14 protein-coding genes are annotated in these 16,264 nt (G+C 60.1%); 11 read left to right on the top strand and 3 right to left on the bottom strand.

The genetic code is table 11. The features are described 5' to 3' along the window. Positions 1-108 precede the first annotated feature (108 nt). The 7 genes from GIW79_RS01945 (at position 109) to GIW79_RS01915 (ending at position 9,811) form a co-directional block, all read left to right on the top strand. Positions 109-1,503: an OprD family outer membrane porin gene (locus GIW79_RS01945; RefSeq protein ID WP_003188488.1), complete on the top strand. Its 1,395-nt coding sequence runs from the start codon at positions 109-111 to the stop codon at positions 1,501-1,503. 80 nt (positions 1,504-1,583) lie between these two features. Further along, entirely contained in the window at positions 1,584-3,182 is a 1,599-nt protein-coding gene (locus GIW79_RS01940) for an ABC transporter substrate-binding protein (protein WP_034126280.1), read from the top strand. 75 nt (positions 3,183-3,257) lie between these two features. Further along, positions 3,258-4,268 (top strand): ABC transporter permease subunit, encoded by a 1,011-nt coding sequence (locus GIW79_RS01935; protein ID WP_003171721.1) that lies wholly within the window; start codon positions 3,258-3,260, stop codon positions 4,266-4,268. Positions 4,269-4,278: 10 nt separating this feature from the next. After that, complete coding sequence (locus GIW79_RS01930) at positions 4,279-5,190, top strand: ABC transporter permease subunit (RefSeq protein WP_236452314.1); 912 nt, start codon at positions 4,279-4,281, stop codon at positions 5,188-5,190. A 10-nt stretch (positions 5,191-5,200) separates the two neighbouring features. Continuing rightward, positions 5,201-6,169: an ABC transporter ATP-binding protein gene (locus tag GIW79_RS01925; protein WP_034126279.1), complete on the top strand. Its 969-nt coding sequence runs from the start codon at positions 5,201-5,203 to the stop codon at positions 6,167-6,169. Continuing rightward, the gene (locus GIW79_RS01920; protein WP_236452319.1) at positions 6,169-7,140 is read left to right on the top strand and encodes a peptide ABC transporter ATP-binding protein; all 972 of its coding nucleotides are present in this window, start codon (positions 6,169-6,171) and stop codon (positions 7,138-7,140) included. Before GIW79_RS01925 ends, GIW79_RS01920 begins: the two co-directional genes overlap by 1 nt. Before the next feature lie 412 nt (positions 7,141-7,552). Beyond that, complete coding sequence (locus GIW79_RS01915) at positions 7,553-9,811, top strand: TonB-dependent siderophore receptor (RefSeq protein WP_236452320.1); 2,259 nt, start codon at positions 7,553-7,555, stop codon at positions 9,809-9,811. Positions 9,812-9,890: 79 nt separating this feature from the next. Here GIW79_RS01915 and GIW79_RS01910 read toward each other — a convergent pair whose 3' ends face one another. The 3 genes from GIW79_RS01910 to GIW79_RS01900 form a co-directional block, all read right to left on the bottom strand. Next, positions 9,891-10,145, bottom strand: coding sequence for a hypothetical protein (locus GIW79_RS01910; RefSeq protein WP_072447040.1), 255 nt, complete (start codon positions 10,143-10,145; stop codon positions 9,891-9,893). A gap of 95 nt (positions 10,146-10,240) precedes the next feature. Further along, the gene (locus GIW79_RS01905) at positions 10,241-10,486 is read right to left on the bottom strand and encodes a hypothetical protein (RefSeq protein WP_034126276.1); all 246 of its coding nucleotides are present in this window, start codon (positions 10,484-10,486) and stop codon (positions 10,241-10,243) included. A 153-nt stretch (positions 10,487-10,639) separates the two neighbouring features. Further along, positions 10,640-12,223, bottom strand: coding sequence for a peptide chain release factor 3 (locus GIW79_RS01900; RefSeq protein WP_034126275.1), 1,584 nt, complete (start codon positions 12,221-12,223; stop codon positions 10,640-10,642). A gap of 332 nt (positions 12,224-12,555) precedes the next feature. Here GIW79_RS01900 and GIW79_RS01895 point away from each other — a divergent pair, with 332 nt between their 5' ends. The 4 genes from GIW79_RS01895 to GIW79_RS01880 are packed head-to-tail and all read left to right on the top strand — an operon-like array spanning position 12,556 to position 16,006. Then, the gene (locus GIW79_RS01895; RefSeq protein WP_003188475.1) at positions 12,556-13,272 is read left to right on the top strand and encodes an ABC transporter permease; all 717 of its coding nucleotides are present in this window, start codon (positions 12,556-12,558) and stop codon (positions 13,270-13,272) included. A 20-nt stretch (positions 13,273-13,292) separates the two neighbouring features. After that, positions 13,293-14,186, top strand: a complete 894-nt coding sequence (locus tag GIW79_RS01890; protein ID WP_034126274.1) for a glycine betaine ABC transporter substrate-binding protein — start codon at positions 13,293-13,295, stop codon at positions 14,184-14,186. A gap of 12 nt (positions 14,187-14,198) precedes the next feature. Continuing rightward, positions 14,199-14,852 (top strand): ABC transporter permease, encoded by a 654-nt coding sequence (locus GIW79_RS01885; protein ID WP_003188473.1) that lies wholly within the window; start codon positions 14,199-14,201, stop codon positions 14,850-14,852. Continuing rightward, a complete protein-coding gene (locus GIW79_RS01880; RefSeq protein ID WP_014716891.1) occupies positions 14,849-16,006 on the top strand; it encodes an osmoprotectant ABC transporter ATP-binding protein OsmV in 1,158 nt (385 codons plus the stop codon). The genes GIW79_RS01885 and GIW79_RS01880 overlap by 4 nt, the downstream gene beginning before the upstream one ends. Positions 16,007-16,264 lie beyond the last annotated feature (258 nt).

The raw sequence follows: 16,264 nt of genomic DNA, 5'->3' as shown, positions 1-16,264 counted from the left end.
AAATTTCCTACGCCAAACGTTTGCAATAGCTTGAACGAGTTCCACACCCAATAGCCGGATCACCCAAAAAGACCGGCATTAAAAAAGAGAACCAAAGGAGCTTCACCCATGAAACTGAGCAGCAAAGCGCTTCTGGCCTTGGCCATCAGCAGCATCACGGCCACCGCCTACGCTGAAACGCAAAGCCAGGACTTCGTTCCTACCACCCTGGCCGGCACCAGCGCCCAAAGCGAGGCCAAAGGCTTTATCGAAGATTTCAGCCTGGGCGGCACCACGCGTAACTGGTACTCCCATGAAAGCAAATACCGTGGGGGCACCTTCTCGTACCAGAAGCACGGCCAGACCCTGACCGATCGCAACCGTACCAACTGGGTGCAGGGCACCATCCTCAACGCCAGCTCGGGTTTCACCCAGGGCACCGTAGGGGTCAAGACTGAAGTGGCGGTGTACAACGCCCTGGTGCTGGATCGCAGCAAGCGTGATATCAAAGGCGGCTCCAACCGTACCCTGGCCGACTCCAACGGTGACGCCGTAGACCAGTGGAGCAAACTGGGCCTGGCCAACGTGCAATTCCGCGTGTCCAACACCACACTGACCGCCGGTCGCCAGAACTTCAGCAGCGGCATCGTCGACACTATCGGCAACCGTGCTCTGCCTTCGAGCTTCCAGGGTGTGAGCTTCAACAGCGAAGAGTTCAGCAACCTGTCGTTCCAGGGCGGCGTGTTCGACCGCGTTTCGCCACGTAGCGAGCAGAGCCTGTCGAAATTCCGTAGCGAATACGGCAATGGCGCAGAAACCGACAAAGTGTCGACCCTGGGTGTGAACTACCAGCCGCTGAAAAGCCTGAAAACCAGCTTCTTCGCCGCCAACGTGAAGGACTTCTGGAACCAGTACTACTTCGGCGCCACCCACGAGCTGGGCGACGCGCAGCAGTTGGGCCTGACCACCGGCTTCAACTACTACAAGACTGTCGATGAAGGCAAAAAAGAGATGGGGGAAATCGACAACGATACCTTCTCCCTCTCCCTGGGCCTGACTCACCAGGCACACAGCCTGACCTTCGGCTACCAGCAAGTGAACGGTAACGAGTACTTCGACTACCTGCACGAAACCAACGGTATCTACCTGGCCAACTCCCTGACGTCTGACTTCAACGGCCCGAACGAGAAATCCTTCCAGATCGCCTATGCCATCAACATGGCTGAATACGGCGTACCCGGCCTGAAGTTCAACGCTTACTCGGCACGCGGCTGGGGCATCGACGGTACCCACTACACCGGCAACAATGGCCGGGCCAAGTTTGCTTATGACGGCATCCAGTCCCAGGACGGCGAGAAGCACCAGGAATACGGTGTAGGCGCCTCTTACGCGCTGCAGAGCGGCCCACTCAAAGCCACCACCGTGCGCGCAACCTATGTTGAGCACCGTGGCAGCGAGTTCCAGTCCGATGGCAGCATCAAAGAGTTCCGTCTGGTTACCACCATCCCGTTCAACATCCTTTAATTAGCGCCAGGCAGGCGGCGAGCTCAGGACGAGCCCGCCGCCTACGCTTTTCTGGCTCCATCGATTGCAGAGGGCTCTGAATGAAAATGCTCCCACTACAAGCCGCCATGGCCGCTGCGCTGTTGAGCGTGGCGATCGGCGTTTCGGCCAAACCGCTGGTGGTCTGCACCGAAGCCAGCCCGGAAGGTTTCGACCCGGTCCTGTACACCACTGCTGTGACTGCTGACGCCGCCGCTGAAACCATGTTCAACCGCCTGGTGGACTTCAAGCCCGGCACCACTGAAGTGGTCCCTGCCCTGGCCAAAGACCTGCCGGAAATCAGCGCCGATGGCCTGACCTACACCTTCCATCTGCGTGACGACATCAAGTTCCACACCACCGACTATTTCAAACCCACGCGCAACCTGAATGCCGATGATGTGCTTTGGAGCTTCCAGCGCCAGCTGGACCCGAATCACCCGTGGCATAACAAGTCCCTCGTGGGCTACCCGTACTTCGAAAGCATGGGGTTCAAGGAACTGCTCAAGAGCGTAGAAAAGACCGACGATCACACCGTCGTCTTTACCTTGACCCGTCCGGAAGCTCCGTTTCTGGCCGACCTGGGTATGGCATTCTCTTCAATCCACTCGAAGGAATACGCCGACCAGTTGCTCAAGTCCGGTAAAACTGAAGACCTCAACGCCAAGCCTATCGGCACTGGCCCATTCGTCTTCAATCGTTATCAGAAAGATGCCCAGGCGCGCTTCAAGGCCAACCCGGACTACTTCCGCGGCAAGCCGGCGGTCGACCCGCTGATTCTGGCGATCACCACCGATAACAACGTGCGCCTGCAAAAGCTCAAGGCCAACGAATGTCAGATCGCGTTGTTCCCCAAGCCGGATGACATTCCAAGCATCAAGAAAGACCCGAACCTGAAGGTCGATGAACTGGCGGCGATGACCACCAGCTACACCGCATTGAACACCACTCGCAAATACATGAGCGATGCCCGAGTACGTCACGCGATCAACATCGCGTTCGACAAGGCCGGTTATACCGAAGCGCTGTTCGGCAAAGGCAATGCAGTCGTGGGCACCGGCCCGTATCCGCCGACCTTGCTGGGTTTCAGTGAAAAGCTGAAAAACCCACCGCGCGACCTGGATAAGGCGCGCGCCCTGCTCAAGGAAGCCGGCGTGCCGGAAGGCACCGAGTTCACGCTGTTCACCCGTAACGGCGGCGGCCCGACAAACCCTAACCCGATGCTCGGCGCCCAGCGTATGCAGGCGGATCTGGCGCAGGTTGGCCTGAAGGTCAATATCAAAGTCATGGAATGGGGCGAAATGCTCAAACGCGCTAAAAACGGCGAGCACGACATGGTGTCGGCAGGCTGGGTCGGTGATAACGGCGACCCGGATAACTTCCTCACCCCGAACCTGAGTTGCGATGCGGCGAAAAACGGCGAAAACTACGCCCGCTGGTGTAACAAAGAGTTTCAGGACTTGATCGACAAAGCTCGTGCGGAAAAGGAACCGGCCTTACGGGCCGCGCTCTATGAACAAGCACAGGATGTCTTCGAAAAAGACCAACCATGGCTTCCCATGGCTTACCCGAAACTGTTCACCGCCATGCGCAAGAACGTAGAAGGCTTCATCCAAAGCCCTCTGGGTACGAATAACTTCGCCACCACCCAGGTGAAGTAATAAGAAAAACGCTCGGCACCGTCGACACTGACGGTGCCGGACCTGCCTAACCGGCTGATTGAGGTACACACCAAGATGTTTAGTTTTATTGCCCGCCGACTGGGGTTATTGATCCCCACGTTCTTCGGCATCACGTTGCTGACCTTTGCGTTGATTCGCATGATTCCAGGCGACCCCGTAGAAGTCATGATGGGCGAGCGACGGGTTGACCCCGAAATGCACGCACAGGCAATGGAGCGCCTTGGCCTTAACAAGCCGCTGTATGCGCAATACCTGGACTATGTCGGCAAGCTCGCCCAGGGCGACCTTGGCGAATCGCTGCGCACCCGCACCAGCGTGTGGACCGAATTCACCGCTCTCTTCCCCGCGACCCTGGAGCTGTCCATGGCCGCGCTGTTGTTCGCCGGTATCCTGGGCCTGTTGGCCGGGGTGATCGCGGCACTCAAGCGAGGATCCCTGTTCGACCATGGGGTGATGGGCATCTCCCTGGCGGGGTATTCGATGCCGATCTTCTGGTGGGGCCTGATCCTGATCATGTTCTTCTCGGTAAGCCTGGGCTGGACCCCGGTATCCGGGCGTATCGACCTGCTCTATGACATCGAGCCGCGCACCGGCTTCATGCTGATCGACACCCTGCTGGCCGACGAGCCGGACGCGTTCTGGGATGCATTGCACCACCTGATCCTGCCGGCCATCGTGCTCGGCACCATCCCGCTGGCGGTGATCGCGCGCATGACCCGTTCGTCGATGCTCGAAGTGCTGCGTGAGGACTACATCCGTACCGCCAAGGCCAAGGGCCTGTCGCCAGCCCGCGTGGTGTTCGTGCACGGCCTGCGTAACGCACTGATCCCGGTGCTCACCGTGGTCGGCCTGCAAGTCGGCACGCTGCTGGCCGGTGCGGTACTGACCGAAACCATCTTCTCGTGGCCCGGCATCGGCAAATGGCTGATCGAAGCCATTGGCGCGCGGGACTACCCGGTGGTGCAGAACGGCATTCTGCTGATCGCCTGCCTGGTGATCCTGGTGAACTTCGTGGTGGATATCCTCTACGGCTTCGCCAACCCACGCATCCGTCACCAGCGCTGAGATCATGACCATGACCACACCTACTCAAGTGTCAGCAGTCGATCAGAGCCTGCTGTACCCGTCCCCGTACAAAGAATTCTGGCAAGCCTTCTCCAAGAACAAAGGCGCGGTCGCCGGCCTGCTGTTCATGTTGCTGATCGTGTTCTGCGCGATCTTCGCCCCGTGGGTTGCACCGCATAACCCCAGCGAGCAATACCGTGACTTCCTGCTCACGCCACCGGCCTGGCTGGACGGCGGGCAGATGCAGTTCCTGCTGGGCACCGACGAACTGGGCCGTGACTTGCTCTCGCGCCTGATCCAGGGCTCGCGCCTGTCGTTGCTGATCGGTTTGTCGTCGGTGGTGATGTCGCTGATCCCGGGCATCCTGCTGGGCCTGTTCGCTGGGTTCTTCCCGCGCTTGCTCGGCCCGACCATCATGCGCTTGATGGACATCATGCTGGCCCTGCCATCGCTGCTGCTGGCCGTGGCGATTGTCGCCATCCTCGGCCCTGGCCTGATCAACACCGTGATCGCCATCGCCATCGTGTCGTTGCCATCCTATGTGCGCCTGACCCGCGCCGCCGTGATGGGCGAACTGAACCGCGACTACGTGACTGCCGCCCGCCTCGCTGGCGCCGGCCTGCCACGCCTGATGTTCATCACCGTGCTGCCTAACTGCATGGCGCCGCTGATCGTACAAGCGACCTTGAGCTTTTCCTCGGCGATTCTCGATGCCGCGGCCCTGGGCTTCCTCGGCCTTGGCGTACAACCGCCAACCCCTGAGTGGGGCACCATGCTGGCTTCGGCCCGAGACTACATCGAACGCGCCTGGTGGGTCGTGAGCCTGCCTGGCTTGACCATTTTGCTCAGCGTGCTGGCAATCAACTTGATGGGTGACGGCCTGCGCGACGCGCTGGACCCGAAACTCAAGAACGCCGCCTGAGGAGATTCCCATGTCACTGTTAGAAATCAAGAATCTCAACGTGCGCTTCGGCGACAAGACCGCCGTGCCGGTGGTCGATGGCCTCGACATTTCGGTCGACAAAGGCGAAGTCCTGGCGATCGTTGGCGAGTCGGGCTCGGGTAAATCCGTGACCATGATGGCGCTGATGGGCCTGATCGAGCACCCTGGCATCGTCACCGCCGACGCCCTGAACTTCGACGGCAAGGACATGCTCAAGTTGAGCAACCGCCAGCGCCGCCAGATTGTCGGCAAAGACCTGGCGATGGTGTTCCAGGACCCGATGACCGCGTTGAACCCCAGTTACACCGTGGGTTTCCAGATCGAAGAAGTGCTGCGCCTGCACCTGAAAATGTCCGGCAAACAAGCGCGCAAGCGGGCTATCGAGCTGCTGGAAAAAGTTGAGATCCCAGGCGCTGCCAGCCGTATGGATGCCTACCCGCACCAATTGTCCGGCGGTATGAGCCAACGCGTGGCAATCGCCATGGCAATTGCCGGTGAGCCCAAGTTGCTGATTGCCGATGAACCGACCACTGCGTTGGACGTGACCATCCAGGCGCAGATCATGGAACTGCTGCTGGCCCTGCAAAAAGAGCAGAACATGGGCCTGGTGCTGATCACTCACGACCTCGCGGTGGTTGCCGAAACCGCCCAGCGCGTGTGCGTGATGTACGCAGGCCAGGCGGTGGAAGTCGGCCAGGTGCCGCAGCTGTTCGACATTCCGGCACACCCGTACAGCGAAGCGTTGCTCAAGGCCATTCCCGAGCACAGCCTCGGCGCAACGCGCCTGGCCACGTTGCCGGGCATCGTGCCCGGCCGCTACGACCGTCCGCAGGGTTGCCTGCTGTCGCCGCGCTGCCCGTACGTGCAGGACTCCTGCCGCGCCCAGCGGCCGGGCCTTGATCCGAAAAGCCACAGCCTTGCCCGCTGCTTCTACCCGCTGAACCAGGAGGTGGCGTAATGGCCGTCGTACTTACCGCCCGCGACCTCACCCGTCACTACGAAGTGTCCCGCGGCCTGTTCAAGGGTCATGCCACCGTGCGTGCCCTCAATGGTGTGTCTTTTGAGCTGGAAGCCGGCAAAACCCTCGCCGTGGTAGGCGAGTCGGGCTGTGGCAAATCCACCCTGGCCCGCGCCCTCACGCTGATTGAAGAGCCCTCGTCGGGCTCGTTGAAAATCGCCAGGCAAGAAGTGGCCGGCGCCGACAAGGCCCAGCGCAAGCAATTGCGCAAAGACGTGCAGATGGTGTTCCAGAGCCCCTATGCCTCGCTGAACCCACGCCAGAAAGTCGGTGATCAACTGGCCGAACCGCTGCTGATCAACACCAACCTGTCCGCCGCCGAACGCCGCGAGAAAGTGCAGGCGATGATGAAGCAAGTGGGCCTGCGCCCTGAGCATTATCAGCGCTACCCGCACATGTTCTCCGGCGGCCAGCGCCAGCGCATCGCGTTGGCCCGCGCCATGATGCTGCAACCCAAAGTGCTGGTGGCGGACGAACCGACATCGGCACTGGACGTGTCGATCCAGGCGCAGGTGCTCAACCTGTTCATGGATTTGCAGCAGGAATTCAACACCGCCTACGTGTTCATCTCCCACAACCTGGCGGTGGTGCAGCACGTGGCTGACGATGTGATGGTGATGTACCTCGGCCGCCCAGTGGAAGTGGGCCCCAAGGAAGACATCTACGCACGCCCGCTGCACCCCTACACCCAGGCGCTGCTGTCGGCCACGCCGACCATTCACCCGGACCCGAGCAAGCCGAAGATCAAGATCGTCGGCGAACTGCCCAACCCACTGAACCCGCCGCCTGGCTGCGCATTCCACAAGCGTTGCCCGTATGCGACGGCGCGTTGCAGCAGTGAAGAGCCGCTGTTGCGTCCTTTGGATAACCGGCAGGTGGCTTGCCACTACGCGGAGCAATTCGTGGCCTGAAGCAACACAACCTCCTCCTGTAGGAGCGAGCTTGCTCGCGAAAGACGTCAACGATAACGCGGGTAGTCTGGTTTAACGCGGTGTTCATACGTTCTTCGCGAGCAAGCTCGCTCCTACAGGGGCCGCGGTTTCAATGAGTTCCATCGCCCTTCCCGCCAGATTGCGCATCAGTCTGGCCGGAGGGGCTTTTTTTTGCGCGTTTGTAACAAAGAACATACCGATTAAACCTCGCCCTTCACAGCCGACAGCCTTGAAAACATTGAGCCAGAGCCTTAAGGAAAGTGTATAGATTGTAAATGCAATTTAATTCTGTTTGAGAATCAATACCATTACGGCGCATGAAGAGCGCTGGATGCACGAAAAAATTCAGACGACTCTCGTTCAATCGCCCCTCCTAAAGGACTTTGTGGACATGTCGTCTCAATTCAGGCTCAGCCATCTATCGTTGGCGTTTATCGCCACCCTTTCGTCCCCCGCGCTGCTGGCGCAGAGTGTGGAAAAAGAACGCGACAAGGTGCCGATCGAAGCGACAGACCTGCCTGTGGACGGCACGCCCCAAGCCCTGGTGCTGGGCGAGACGCACGTGCTGGGCACCGCCGCCGAAGAACTCAAGCAAGCGCCCGGCGTGTCGATCATCACTGCCGAAGACATCAAGAAGCGCCCGCCCACCAACGACCTGTCGGAGATCATCCGTCGCGAGCCGGGCGTGAACCTGACCGGCAACAGTTCCAGCGGCAGCCGTGGCAATAACCGTCAGATCGACCTGCGGGGCATGGGCCCGGAAAACACCCTGATTCTGATCGATGGCAAACCGTCGACCTCGCGCAATGCCGTGCGTTATGGCTGGAGTGGCGACCGTGATACCCGTGGCGAAACCAACTGGGTACCGGCCGAAGAAGTCGAACGCATTGAAATCCTGCGCGGCCCGGCTGCTGCCCGTTATGGCTCCGGCGCCATGGGCGGGGTGATCAACATCATCACCAAACGCCCCACCGACCAACTGCACGGCTCGCTGACCGCCTACACCGCCTTCCCCGAAAACGATGCCGAAGGCGCGAGCAAACGCACCAACTTCAACCTCAGCGGCCCGTTGACCGACACCCTGGCGTTCCGCGTCTATGGCGGCCTGAACAAGACCGATGCCGATGACGCCGACATCAACCGCGCAGCGCAGGCGACCCCGGACTCGCTGGTGGCCGGCCGCGAAGGCGTGCGCAATAAAGATGTGAATGGTTTGCTGAGCTGGCAGTTCACTCCTGAGCAAACCCTCGACCTGGAGGCCAGCTACAGCCGCCAGGGCAATATTTTCGCCGGCGACACCATGCTCAACGGCGGTGGCGCATTCGTGGAAAGCCTGGTGGGCAAGGAAACCAGTGTGATTCAGCGCAGCAGCTTTTCAGCCACGCACCGCGGCGAATTCGATTGGGGTTCGACCCTGGCCTCGTTGACCCACGACCTGACTCGCAACGAACGTCTAAACGAAGGCCTGGCCGGTTCCGGCGAAGGCGCGCCCTCCGCCAGCGCTGGTCGTTTCGAATCGCGCTTGCGTAATACCCGGGCCACTGCGCAGGTCAACCTGCTCCTGAGCGTCGGTGCCGAACAGGTGCTGACCCTGGGCAGCGAATACCTCTACGAGTCGATGAACGACCCAGGCTCGTTGCGCCCGCAAAGCTATGACCCGGGCACCGGCGGCGTACCCGCCATCCCGGGCGTCAGCCGCAACAGCACCAAGACCACCGCCTCGAGCTACGCCTTGTTTGCCGAGAACAACATCAAGTTGGGCAGCAAAACCGTCATCACGCCTGGCTTGCGCTTCGACGATCATGAGGAATACGGCGGCAACTGGAGCCCCAGCTTCAATGCCTCGCACCAGTTGACCGACGAACTGAGCATCAAGGGCGGCATTGCCCGCGCCTACAAAACCCCCAACCTGTACCAGTCCAACCCGAACTATTTGCTCTACAGCCGTGGTAATGGCTGCAACGCCAGCGAAGCCAACATGGGCGGTTGCTACCTGGTGGGCAACCGGGACCTGAAGCCGGAAATCAGTGTCAACAAGGAAATCGGCCTGGCTTTCGACAAGGGCACCTGGCGCACCAGTGCGACGTATTTCCGTAATGACTACAAGAACAAGATCAACGCCAGTAACGAGGCGGCTTTCCGTCTGGGCAACGGCCGACGTGTATTGGAGTGGGAAAACAGCGGCCCAGCCTTGGTACAGGGCGTTGAAGGCAACCTGTTCGTCAGCCTGCGCGATGACTTGGACTTGAACACCAACCTGACCTATATGATCGACTCCAAGGACAAAGACACCGGCGAACCCTTGAGCATCATCCCCAAGTACACCATCAACACCACGCTGGACTGGCAAGCCACTGACAAGCTGTCATTCCAGGTCAGCGGCACCTATTACGGCAAACAAGAAGCACCGACGCTCAACTCGCGCAGCGCCAGCAGTTACGATCGCAGCGCCCAGCAGGACGTCGACCCGTACGGGTTGATGGGCCTGAGCAGCGGCTACGCGTTCAGCAAAAACCTGAGCGTGCGGGTGGGCATCAATAACCTGCTGGACAAGCGCCTGTCGCGCAAAGGCAACGCCGAGGATGCGGGCGCGCAGACTTACAATGAGCCGGGCCGTGCTTACTTCGCGTCGGTGACCACTTCGTTCTGAAGAAAAGGGCGGCCAATAAAAATGCCTTGGGGGTCCCTTCCAAGGCATTGATTGTTTGAAACGCTCCCCCTTGGCGAGCCTACGTCTGGCTATCGCCTTCGTCTGCGTCGTCGCTGTCAGGCTCGTCGGTGGTCGAGTCGTCATCGTCTTCGCTGCCACCCTGGCCTTTATCGCCGGGCTCCGCTTCGGACTTGGCCAACTGCAAGTCCGAAATCTGGCTACTCGCCACCATCTCTGGGCCATGCACCGGGGCGTGCGCCCAGGCCGTCGACATCCCCAACGACAACAGCACCAGCACCTTCATCAATAGCACTACGCGTTGAACAATACCCATGGTCGATTCCGTCCAGTCAATAGATGAATTCTGCCGGCAATAACTTGCCGCCACCCGCGTTGACGCTAGTCGCGATTCTGGATTTACGCCAGGCTTCAGGTCTCGCCGTCGTCATAGGTATCGCTGGCTTCCCCTTCGTTATAGGGGTTCTCCTGATCCTCCTTGGGCGCCGGTTGGACCTGGGGCTGCCAACTGCCGGAGTTGACTTCATTGGCCTTTTTCTTGCTGACCGGACCGGTGTCTTTCCATTGGGGCGTGCCGGTATCGGCAAAAGTCGGAAAGGTCGTCGCTCCCAGGCTTGCCAGCAACACCAGATGGATGGCGAATCGAACATTTCGCACGGTGCTCTCCTTCACAGTCACTGTGTGAAAGCTAGACCCAATGCAGGGTTATCGCCAATTTCCAACCTTATAGAGACCAGACCCTGGGTAGTTGAAGCCAATAAAAAGGGGCGAAGCCATCACAGCTTCGCCCCTCTTTCACCCGCCCAGACCTTAGTGGTGTTCGCGGGTCGCGCGGAATTTCACATCCGGCCAACGCTCTTCCATCAGCGCCAGGTTGACCCGGGTCGGGGCCAGGTAGGTCAGGTGACCACCGCCGTCGATCGCCAGGTTTTCCACGGCCTTGTTGGAGAACTCTTCCAACTTCTTCTTATCGCTGCAATCAATCCAGCGCGCCGAATACACGGTGATCGGCTCGTAGGAGCACTCCACCTTGTATTCCTCTTTCAAGCGGCTGGCGACCACGTCGAACTGCAGCACACCCACGGCGCCGAGGATGATGTCGTTGCTGCGCTCGGGGAAGAACACCTGGGTGGCGCCCTCTTCGGCCAATTGCTGCAAGCCTTGGCGCAATTGCTTGGATTTGAGCGGGTCACGCAGGCGCACGCGGCGGAACAATTCCGGGGCGAAGTGCGGGATACCGGTGAAGCCCAGCGCTTCGCCTTCGGTGAAGGTGTCGCCGATCTGGATGGTGCCGTGGTTATGCAAACCGATGATGTCGCCGGCGTAGGCTTCTTCGAGCTGTTCACGCTCGGAGGAGAAGAACGTCAGTGCATCGCCAATGCGCACGTCCTTGCCGGTGCGCACATGGCGCATCTTCATGCCTTTTTCGTAGCGGCCGGAGCAGATACGCATGAAGGCGATACGGTCGCGGTGCTTGGGGTCCATGTTCGCCTGGATCTTGAACACGAAGCCGGTGAACTTCTCTTCCACCGGCTCCACGGTGCGCTCGTTGGCGACGCGGGCCAGCGGGCGCGGCGCCCAGTCCACGACGGCGTCGAGTACGTGGTCGACGCCAAAGTTGCCCAGGGCGGTACCGAAGAATACCGGGGTCAACTGACCGTCGAGGAACTCTTGCTGGTTGAACTCATGGCAAGCGCCCTGCACCAGTTCCAGCTGGTCGACGAAACGGTCGTACTCGTCACCCAAGTGGGCGCGGGCTTCGTCGGAGTCGAGCTTTTCAATGATCTTGGTTTCGGTGCGTTCATGACCGTGGCCAGCGGTGTAGACAATGATGTAGTCGTCGGCCAGGTGGTACACGCCCTTGAAGTCGCGGTAGCAACCAATCGGCCAGGTGATCGGCGCGGCCTTGATCTTCAGGACGGCTTCGATTTCATCGAGCAGTTCGATGGGGTCGCGGATATCGCGGTCGAGTTTGTTGATGAAGCTGACAATCGGCGTGTCGCGCAGACGGCACACGTCCATCAGCGCGATGGTACGTGGCTCGACGCCTTTACCGCCGTCGAGGACCATCAGCGCCGAGTCCACAGCGGTGAGGGTGCGGTAGGTATCTTCGGAGAAGTCTTCGTGCCCTGGGGTGTCGAGCAGGTTGATCATGTGCTCGCGATACGGGAACTGCATGACCGACGTGGTAATGGAAATACCCCGTTGCTTTTCCATTTCCATCCAGTCGGAGGTGGCATGGCGGTCGGATTTGCGCGATTTCACCGTGCCGGCTACCGCGATCGCCTTGCCCATCAGCAACAGCTTTTCGGTGATGGTGGTTTTACCGGCATCGGGGTGGGAAATAATGGCGAAAGTGCGGCGTTTCGCGACTTCGGCGGCCTGGTGGGTCATGGGAAATCGCCTGGCAGGTGAGTCAAAAAAGGGCGGCGAGTATAGCGCAAACGCGAGGGTACGGACCACCGTTGAGCCCATTGGGGGTGGCTAAATGCGCCCAAGTGTGGAACCTTTTAAAAGGTCGAGACGTCCACTCCCCTGCTACCGCACTCGGAACAGGGGCTGAAATATCAGCAAGTTAGCCTGACGAGGCTGCGCTCATGGCTTGATCGCATACTGCATTGCCAGTATCGGCGAGCTGCTTTTCGCGAACCTATTCGCCGACAGCCAGGAATGGCATTGCCGCCGGAGAATGTGTTCGCCGACAAAAGAAAAAAAGGAGTCCGCCTGTGGCTATTCGCTATGGCAAAGGGCTGATAGGAGCAGTGGTTGTCGTCGCTCTCCTGGCCCTGCTGGTCCACTGGATCGGCATCAACACGATCGAACTGTACCGCGACGATTTGTTGTTTTACCTGCAAGCTCATCTGATTCTGGTTTTAGTCTCCATGCTGGCGGCCCTGATTGTGGGCATCCCCGCCGGTATCCTGCTCAGCCGACCCAACATGGTCGGGCGCGCAGAACGTTTCATGCAGATCTTCAACATCGGCAACACCGTCCCTCCCCTGGCCGTACTGGCCATCGCCCTCGGCGTCCTCGGCATCGGCAGCGGCCCGGCCATCTTCGCGCTGTTCCTTGCCTCGCTCCTGCCCATCGTGCGCAACACCTACGAAGGCCTGAAAAACGTTCAGGGCTCCCTCAAGGAAGCCGCCACCGGCATCGGCATGACCCCGCGCCAGGTGCTGTTTCGCGTGGAGCTGCCCAACGCCGTGCCGATCATCATCGGCGGTGTACGCGTGGCCCTGGCGATCAACGTCGGTACCGCACCGCTGGCGTTCCTGATTGGCGCCAACAGCCTGGGCAGCCTGATTTTCCCTGGCATCGCCCTGAACAACCAGCCGCAACTGTTGCTCGGCGCCGCGTGTACCGCGCTGCTGGCATTGCTGCTTGATGGCCTGGTGACCATGGCCAGCCGCCTCTGGCTGGAACGCGGGTTGCGCCCGTCTTAAGGCCCGGTAAAGGAAATCACATGAAAAAGCTGAGCTTGATATTAGGCTGCGCCCTGCTGTTTGCAGGTATTGCGCAAGCCGCTGAAAAACCCGTGATCCGCATTGGCGCCCGGGTGTTCACCGAGCAAACCCTGCTCGCCGAAATCACCTCCCAGTACCTGCGCACCAAGGGCTACGACGCCCGTGTGACCGGCGGCCTGGGCAGCAACCTGGCGCGTAGCGCCCAGGAAAGCGGGCAACTGGATCTGATCTGGGAATACACCGGCGTGTCGCTGGTGGCCTACAACCATATCGACGAGAAACTCGACAGCGAACAGTCCTACGCTCGGGTCAAAGAACTCGATGCGAAAAAAGGCTTGGTCTGGCTGTCGCCGTCGCGTTTCAGCAACACCTACGCACTGGCGCTGCCGGAGAAAGTTGCTGAGGAACATCCCGAGATCAACAGCATCAGCGATCTCACCAAAGCCATGGCCGAAGACACCAAAGAGCACCGCCTGGTCGCCCTGGACACCGAGTTCGCCAACCGCTCCGACGGCCTGGCGGGCATGGTCAAGCTGTACGACATGAACCTGACGCGCAACAACACCCGGCAGATGGACGCGGGCCTGGTCTACACCGCGCTGCGTAATGGCCAGGTGTTTGCCGGACTGGTCTACACCACCGACGGGCGCCTCAACGCCTTTAAGTTGAAGCTGCTCGAAGACGACAAGCACTACTTCCCCGACTACACCGCAGCCCCGGTGATCCGCCAGGAATACCTCGACAAACACCCGCAGCTGGCCGCCGAACTCAAGCCTTTGGCCAACCTGTTCGACGATGAAACCATGCGCCAACTGAACGCACGGGTCGACGTCGACCATGAAAGCCCGTCCGCCGTTGCCGCCGATTTCCTGCGCCAACATCCAATCAACTAAAAAGGAGAAGACATGGAATTTTTGAACGCCTTTTCCCATCTTGATTGGGCCCAGGTCCTGCACCTGACCTGGCAGCACATTACCCTGGTCGGCATCGCCGTGATCCTCGCGATCTTCATCGGCGTGCCCTTGGGCATTCTGATGACGCGCTTCCCGACCCTGGCCGGCCCGTTGCAAGCCAGCGCCACAGTGTTGCTGACCGTGCCATCCATCGCGCTGTTCGGCCTGCTGCTGCCGTTCTACTCCAAGTTCGGCCAGGGCCTGGGGCCAATGCCGGCGATCACCGCCGTGTTCCTTTACTCCCTGCTGCCAATCATGCGTAACACCTACCTGGCCCTCACCGGCGTTGAGCCAGGCATTCGCGAAGCCGCACGCGGCATCGGCATGACCTTCGGCCAGCGCCTGCGCATGGTCGAACTGCCGATTGCGGTGCCGGTGATTCTCGCTGGCGTGCGTACCGCCGTGGTGATGAATATCGGTGTGATGACCATCGCCGCCACCATCGGTGCCGGTGGCCTGGGTGTACTTATTCTGGCTTCCATCAGCCGCAGCGATATGTCGATGCTGATCGTCGGCGCCGTGCTGGTCAGTCTCCTGGCCATCTTCGCCGACCTGCTTCTGCAATGGCTGCAACGCTCGCTGACTCCAAAAGGATTGCTCAAATGATCGAACTTCAAAACCTGTCCAAGACTTTCCAAAGCAACGGCAAGACGGTCACCGCCGTCAACGATGTGAGCCTGACCGTCAACGAAGGCGAGATTTGCGTGTTCCTGGGGCCCTCGGGCTGCGGTAAGAGCACTACGCTGAAAATGATCAACCGACTGATCAAGCCCTCCTCGGGCAAGATTTTGATCAACGGCGAAGACACCACCGACCTCGACGAGGTGACCCTGCGTCGCAACATCGGCTACGTGATCCAGCAGATCGGCCTGTTCCCCAACATGACCATCGAAGAGAACATCGTGGTGGTGCCCAAGCTGCTCGGGTGGGACAAGCAGAAATGCCACGACCGCGCCCGCGAGTTGATGAGCATGATCAAGCTGGAGCCCAAGCAGTACCTGCATCGCTATCCGCGTGAACTGTCCGGTGGCCAGCAACAGCGCATCGGTGTGATCCGCGCCCTGGCGGCGGATGCGCCGCTGCTACTGATGGACGAGCCGTTCGGCGCGGTCGACCCGATCAACCGCGAGATGATCCAGAACGAATTCTTCGAGATGCAGCGCGCGCTGAACAAGACCGTGATCATGGTCAGCCACGACATCGACGAAGCCATCAAGCTGGGTGACAAGATCGCCATCTTCCGCGCCGGCAAGCTGCTGCAGATCGACCACCCGGACACGCTGCTGGCGCACCCGGCCGACGAGTTCGTCAGCAATTTCGTGGGCCAGGACAGCACCCTCAAGCGCCTGCTGCTGGTAAAAGCCGAAGACGCGGCGGACAACGCCCCGTCGGTGAGCCCGGAAACACCCGTGGCCGATGCGCTGGAATTGATGGACGAGCACGACCGCCGCTATGTGGTGGTCACCTGTTCGGAGAACAAGGCGCTGGGCTACGTACGCCGTCGCGACCTGCACCGCCAGGCCGGCACCTGCGGCCAGTACCTGCGCGAGTTCAACGCCACGGCGGCGTACGACGAGCATTTACGCATCCTGCTGTCGCGCATGTACGAGTTCAACCGTTCGTGGTTGCCGGTGATGGATGCCGAGCGCGTGTTCCTGGGTGAAGTGACCCAGGAGTCGATTGCCGAGTACCTGAGTTCCGGTAAATCCCGTGGCGGCAAGACCAGCATTGTCTCGCCTGCCGAAACTGCTTTGGCTTGATAGATCGCTATCGCAGGCAAGCTAGCTCCCACAGGGGAATGCATTCCAGCATAAGAATGCAGTTCAAATGTGGGAGCTGGCTTGCCTGCGATGAATACACCGCAAATCCACCTGATTGGCCCCATCCGGGGAACATCAATCCGTCACACCGGTCGGTTACATAAGTAGCTGCACGCGGCCGCGCGACGAACGCGTGCAAAAACGCGACATTTTTAGTTGATCCCACGCCCGCCAAGCCCTAAAGTTCGCGCCGAACGT

The organism is Pseudomonas sp. PA-7-1E (assembly GCF_021605325.1).
GTDB lineage: Bacteria > Pseudomonadota > Gammaproteobacteria > Pseudomonadales > Pseudomonadaceae > Aquipseudomonas > Aquipseudomonas fluorescens_BV.
The sequence above is the reverse complement of the archived record's forward strand: the minus strand, read 5'-3'. Positions and strand labels throughout refer to the sequence as shown.

Excerpts from the sequence above, each read along its gene's own strand:
- GIW79_RS01890 (WP_034126274.1), top strand. The coding sequence starts at position 13,293 with ATGAAAAAGCTGAGCTTGATATTAGGCTGCGCCCTGCTGTTTGCAGGT.
- GIW79_RS01900 (WP_034126275.1), bottom strand. The coding sequence starts at position 12,223 with ATGACCCACCAGGCCGCCGAAGTCGCGAAACGCCGCACTTTCGCCATT.
- GIW79_RS01925 (WP_034126279.1), top strand. The coding sequence starts at position 5,201 with ATGTCACTGTTAGAAATCAAGAATCTCAACGTGCGCTTCGGCGACAAG.
- GIW79_RS01945 (WP_003188488.1), top strand. The coding sequence starts at position 109 with ATGAAACTGAGCAGCAAAGCGCTTCTGGCCTTGGCCATCAGCAGCATC.
- GIW79_RS01885 (WP_003188473.1), top strand. The coding sequence starts at position 14,199 with ATGGAATTTTTGAACGCCTTTTCCCATCTTGATTGGGCCCAGGTCCTG.
- GIW79_RS01920 (WP_236452319.1), top strand. The coding sequence starts at position 6,169 with ATGGCCGTCGTACTTACCGCCCGCGACCTCACCCGTCACTACGAAGTG.
- GIW79_RS01940 (WP_034126280.1), top strand. The coding sequence starts at position 1,584 with ATGAAAATGCTCCCACTACAAGCCGCCATGGCCGCTGCGCTGTTGAGC.
- GIW79_RS01935 (WP_003171721.1), top strand. The coding sequence starts at position 3,258 with ATGTTTAGTTTTATTGCCCGCCGACTGGGGTTATTGATCCCCACGTTC.
- GIW79_RS01915 (WP_236452320.1), top strand. The coding sequence starts at position 7,553 with ATGTCGTCTCAATTCAGGCTCAGCCATCTATCGTTGGCGTTTATCGCC.
- GIW79_RS01930 (WP_236452314.1), top strand. The coding sequence starts at position 4,279 with ATGACCACACCTACTCAAGTGTCAGCAGTCGATCAGAGCCTGCTGTAC.
- GIW79_RS01880 (WP_014716891.1), top strand. The coding sequence starts at position 14,849 with ATGATCGAACTTCAAAACCTGTCCAAGACTTTCCAAAGCAACGGCAAG.
- GIW79_RS01910 (WP_072447040.1), bottom strand. The coding sequence starts at position 10,145 with ATGGGTATTGTTCAACGCGTAGTGCTATTGATGAAGGTGCTGGTGCTG.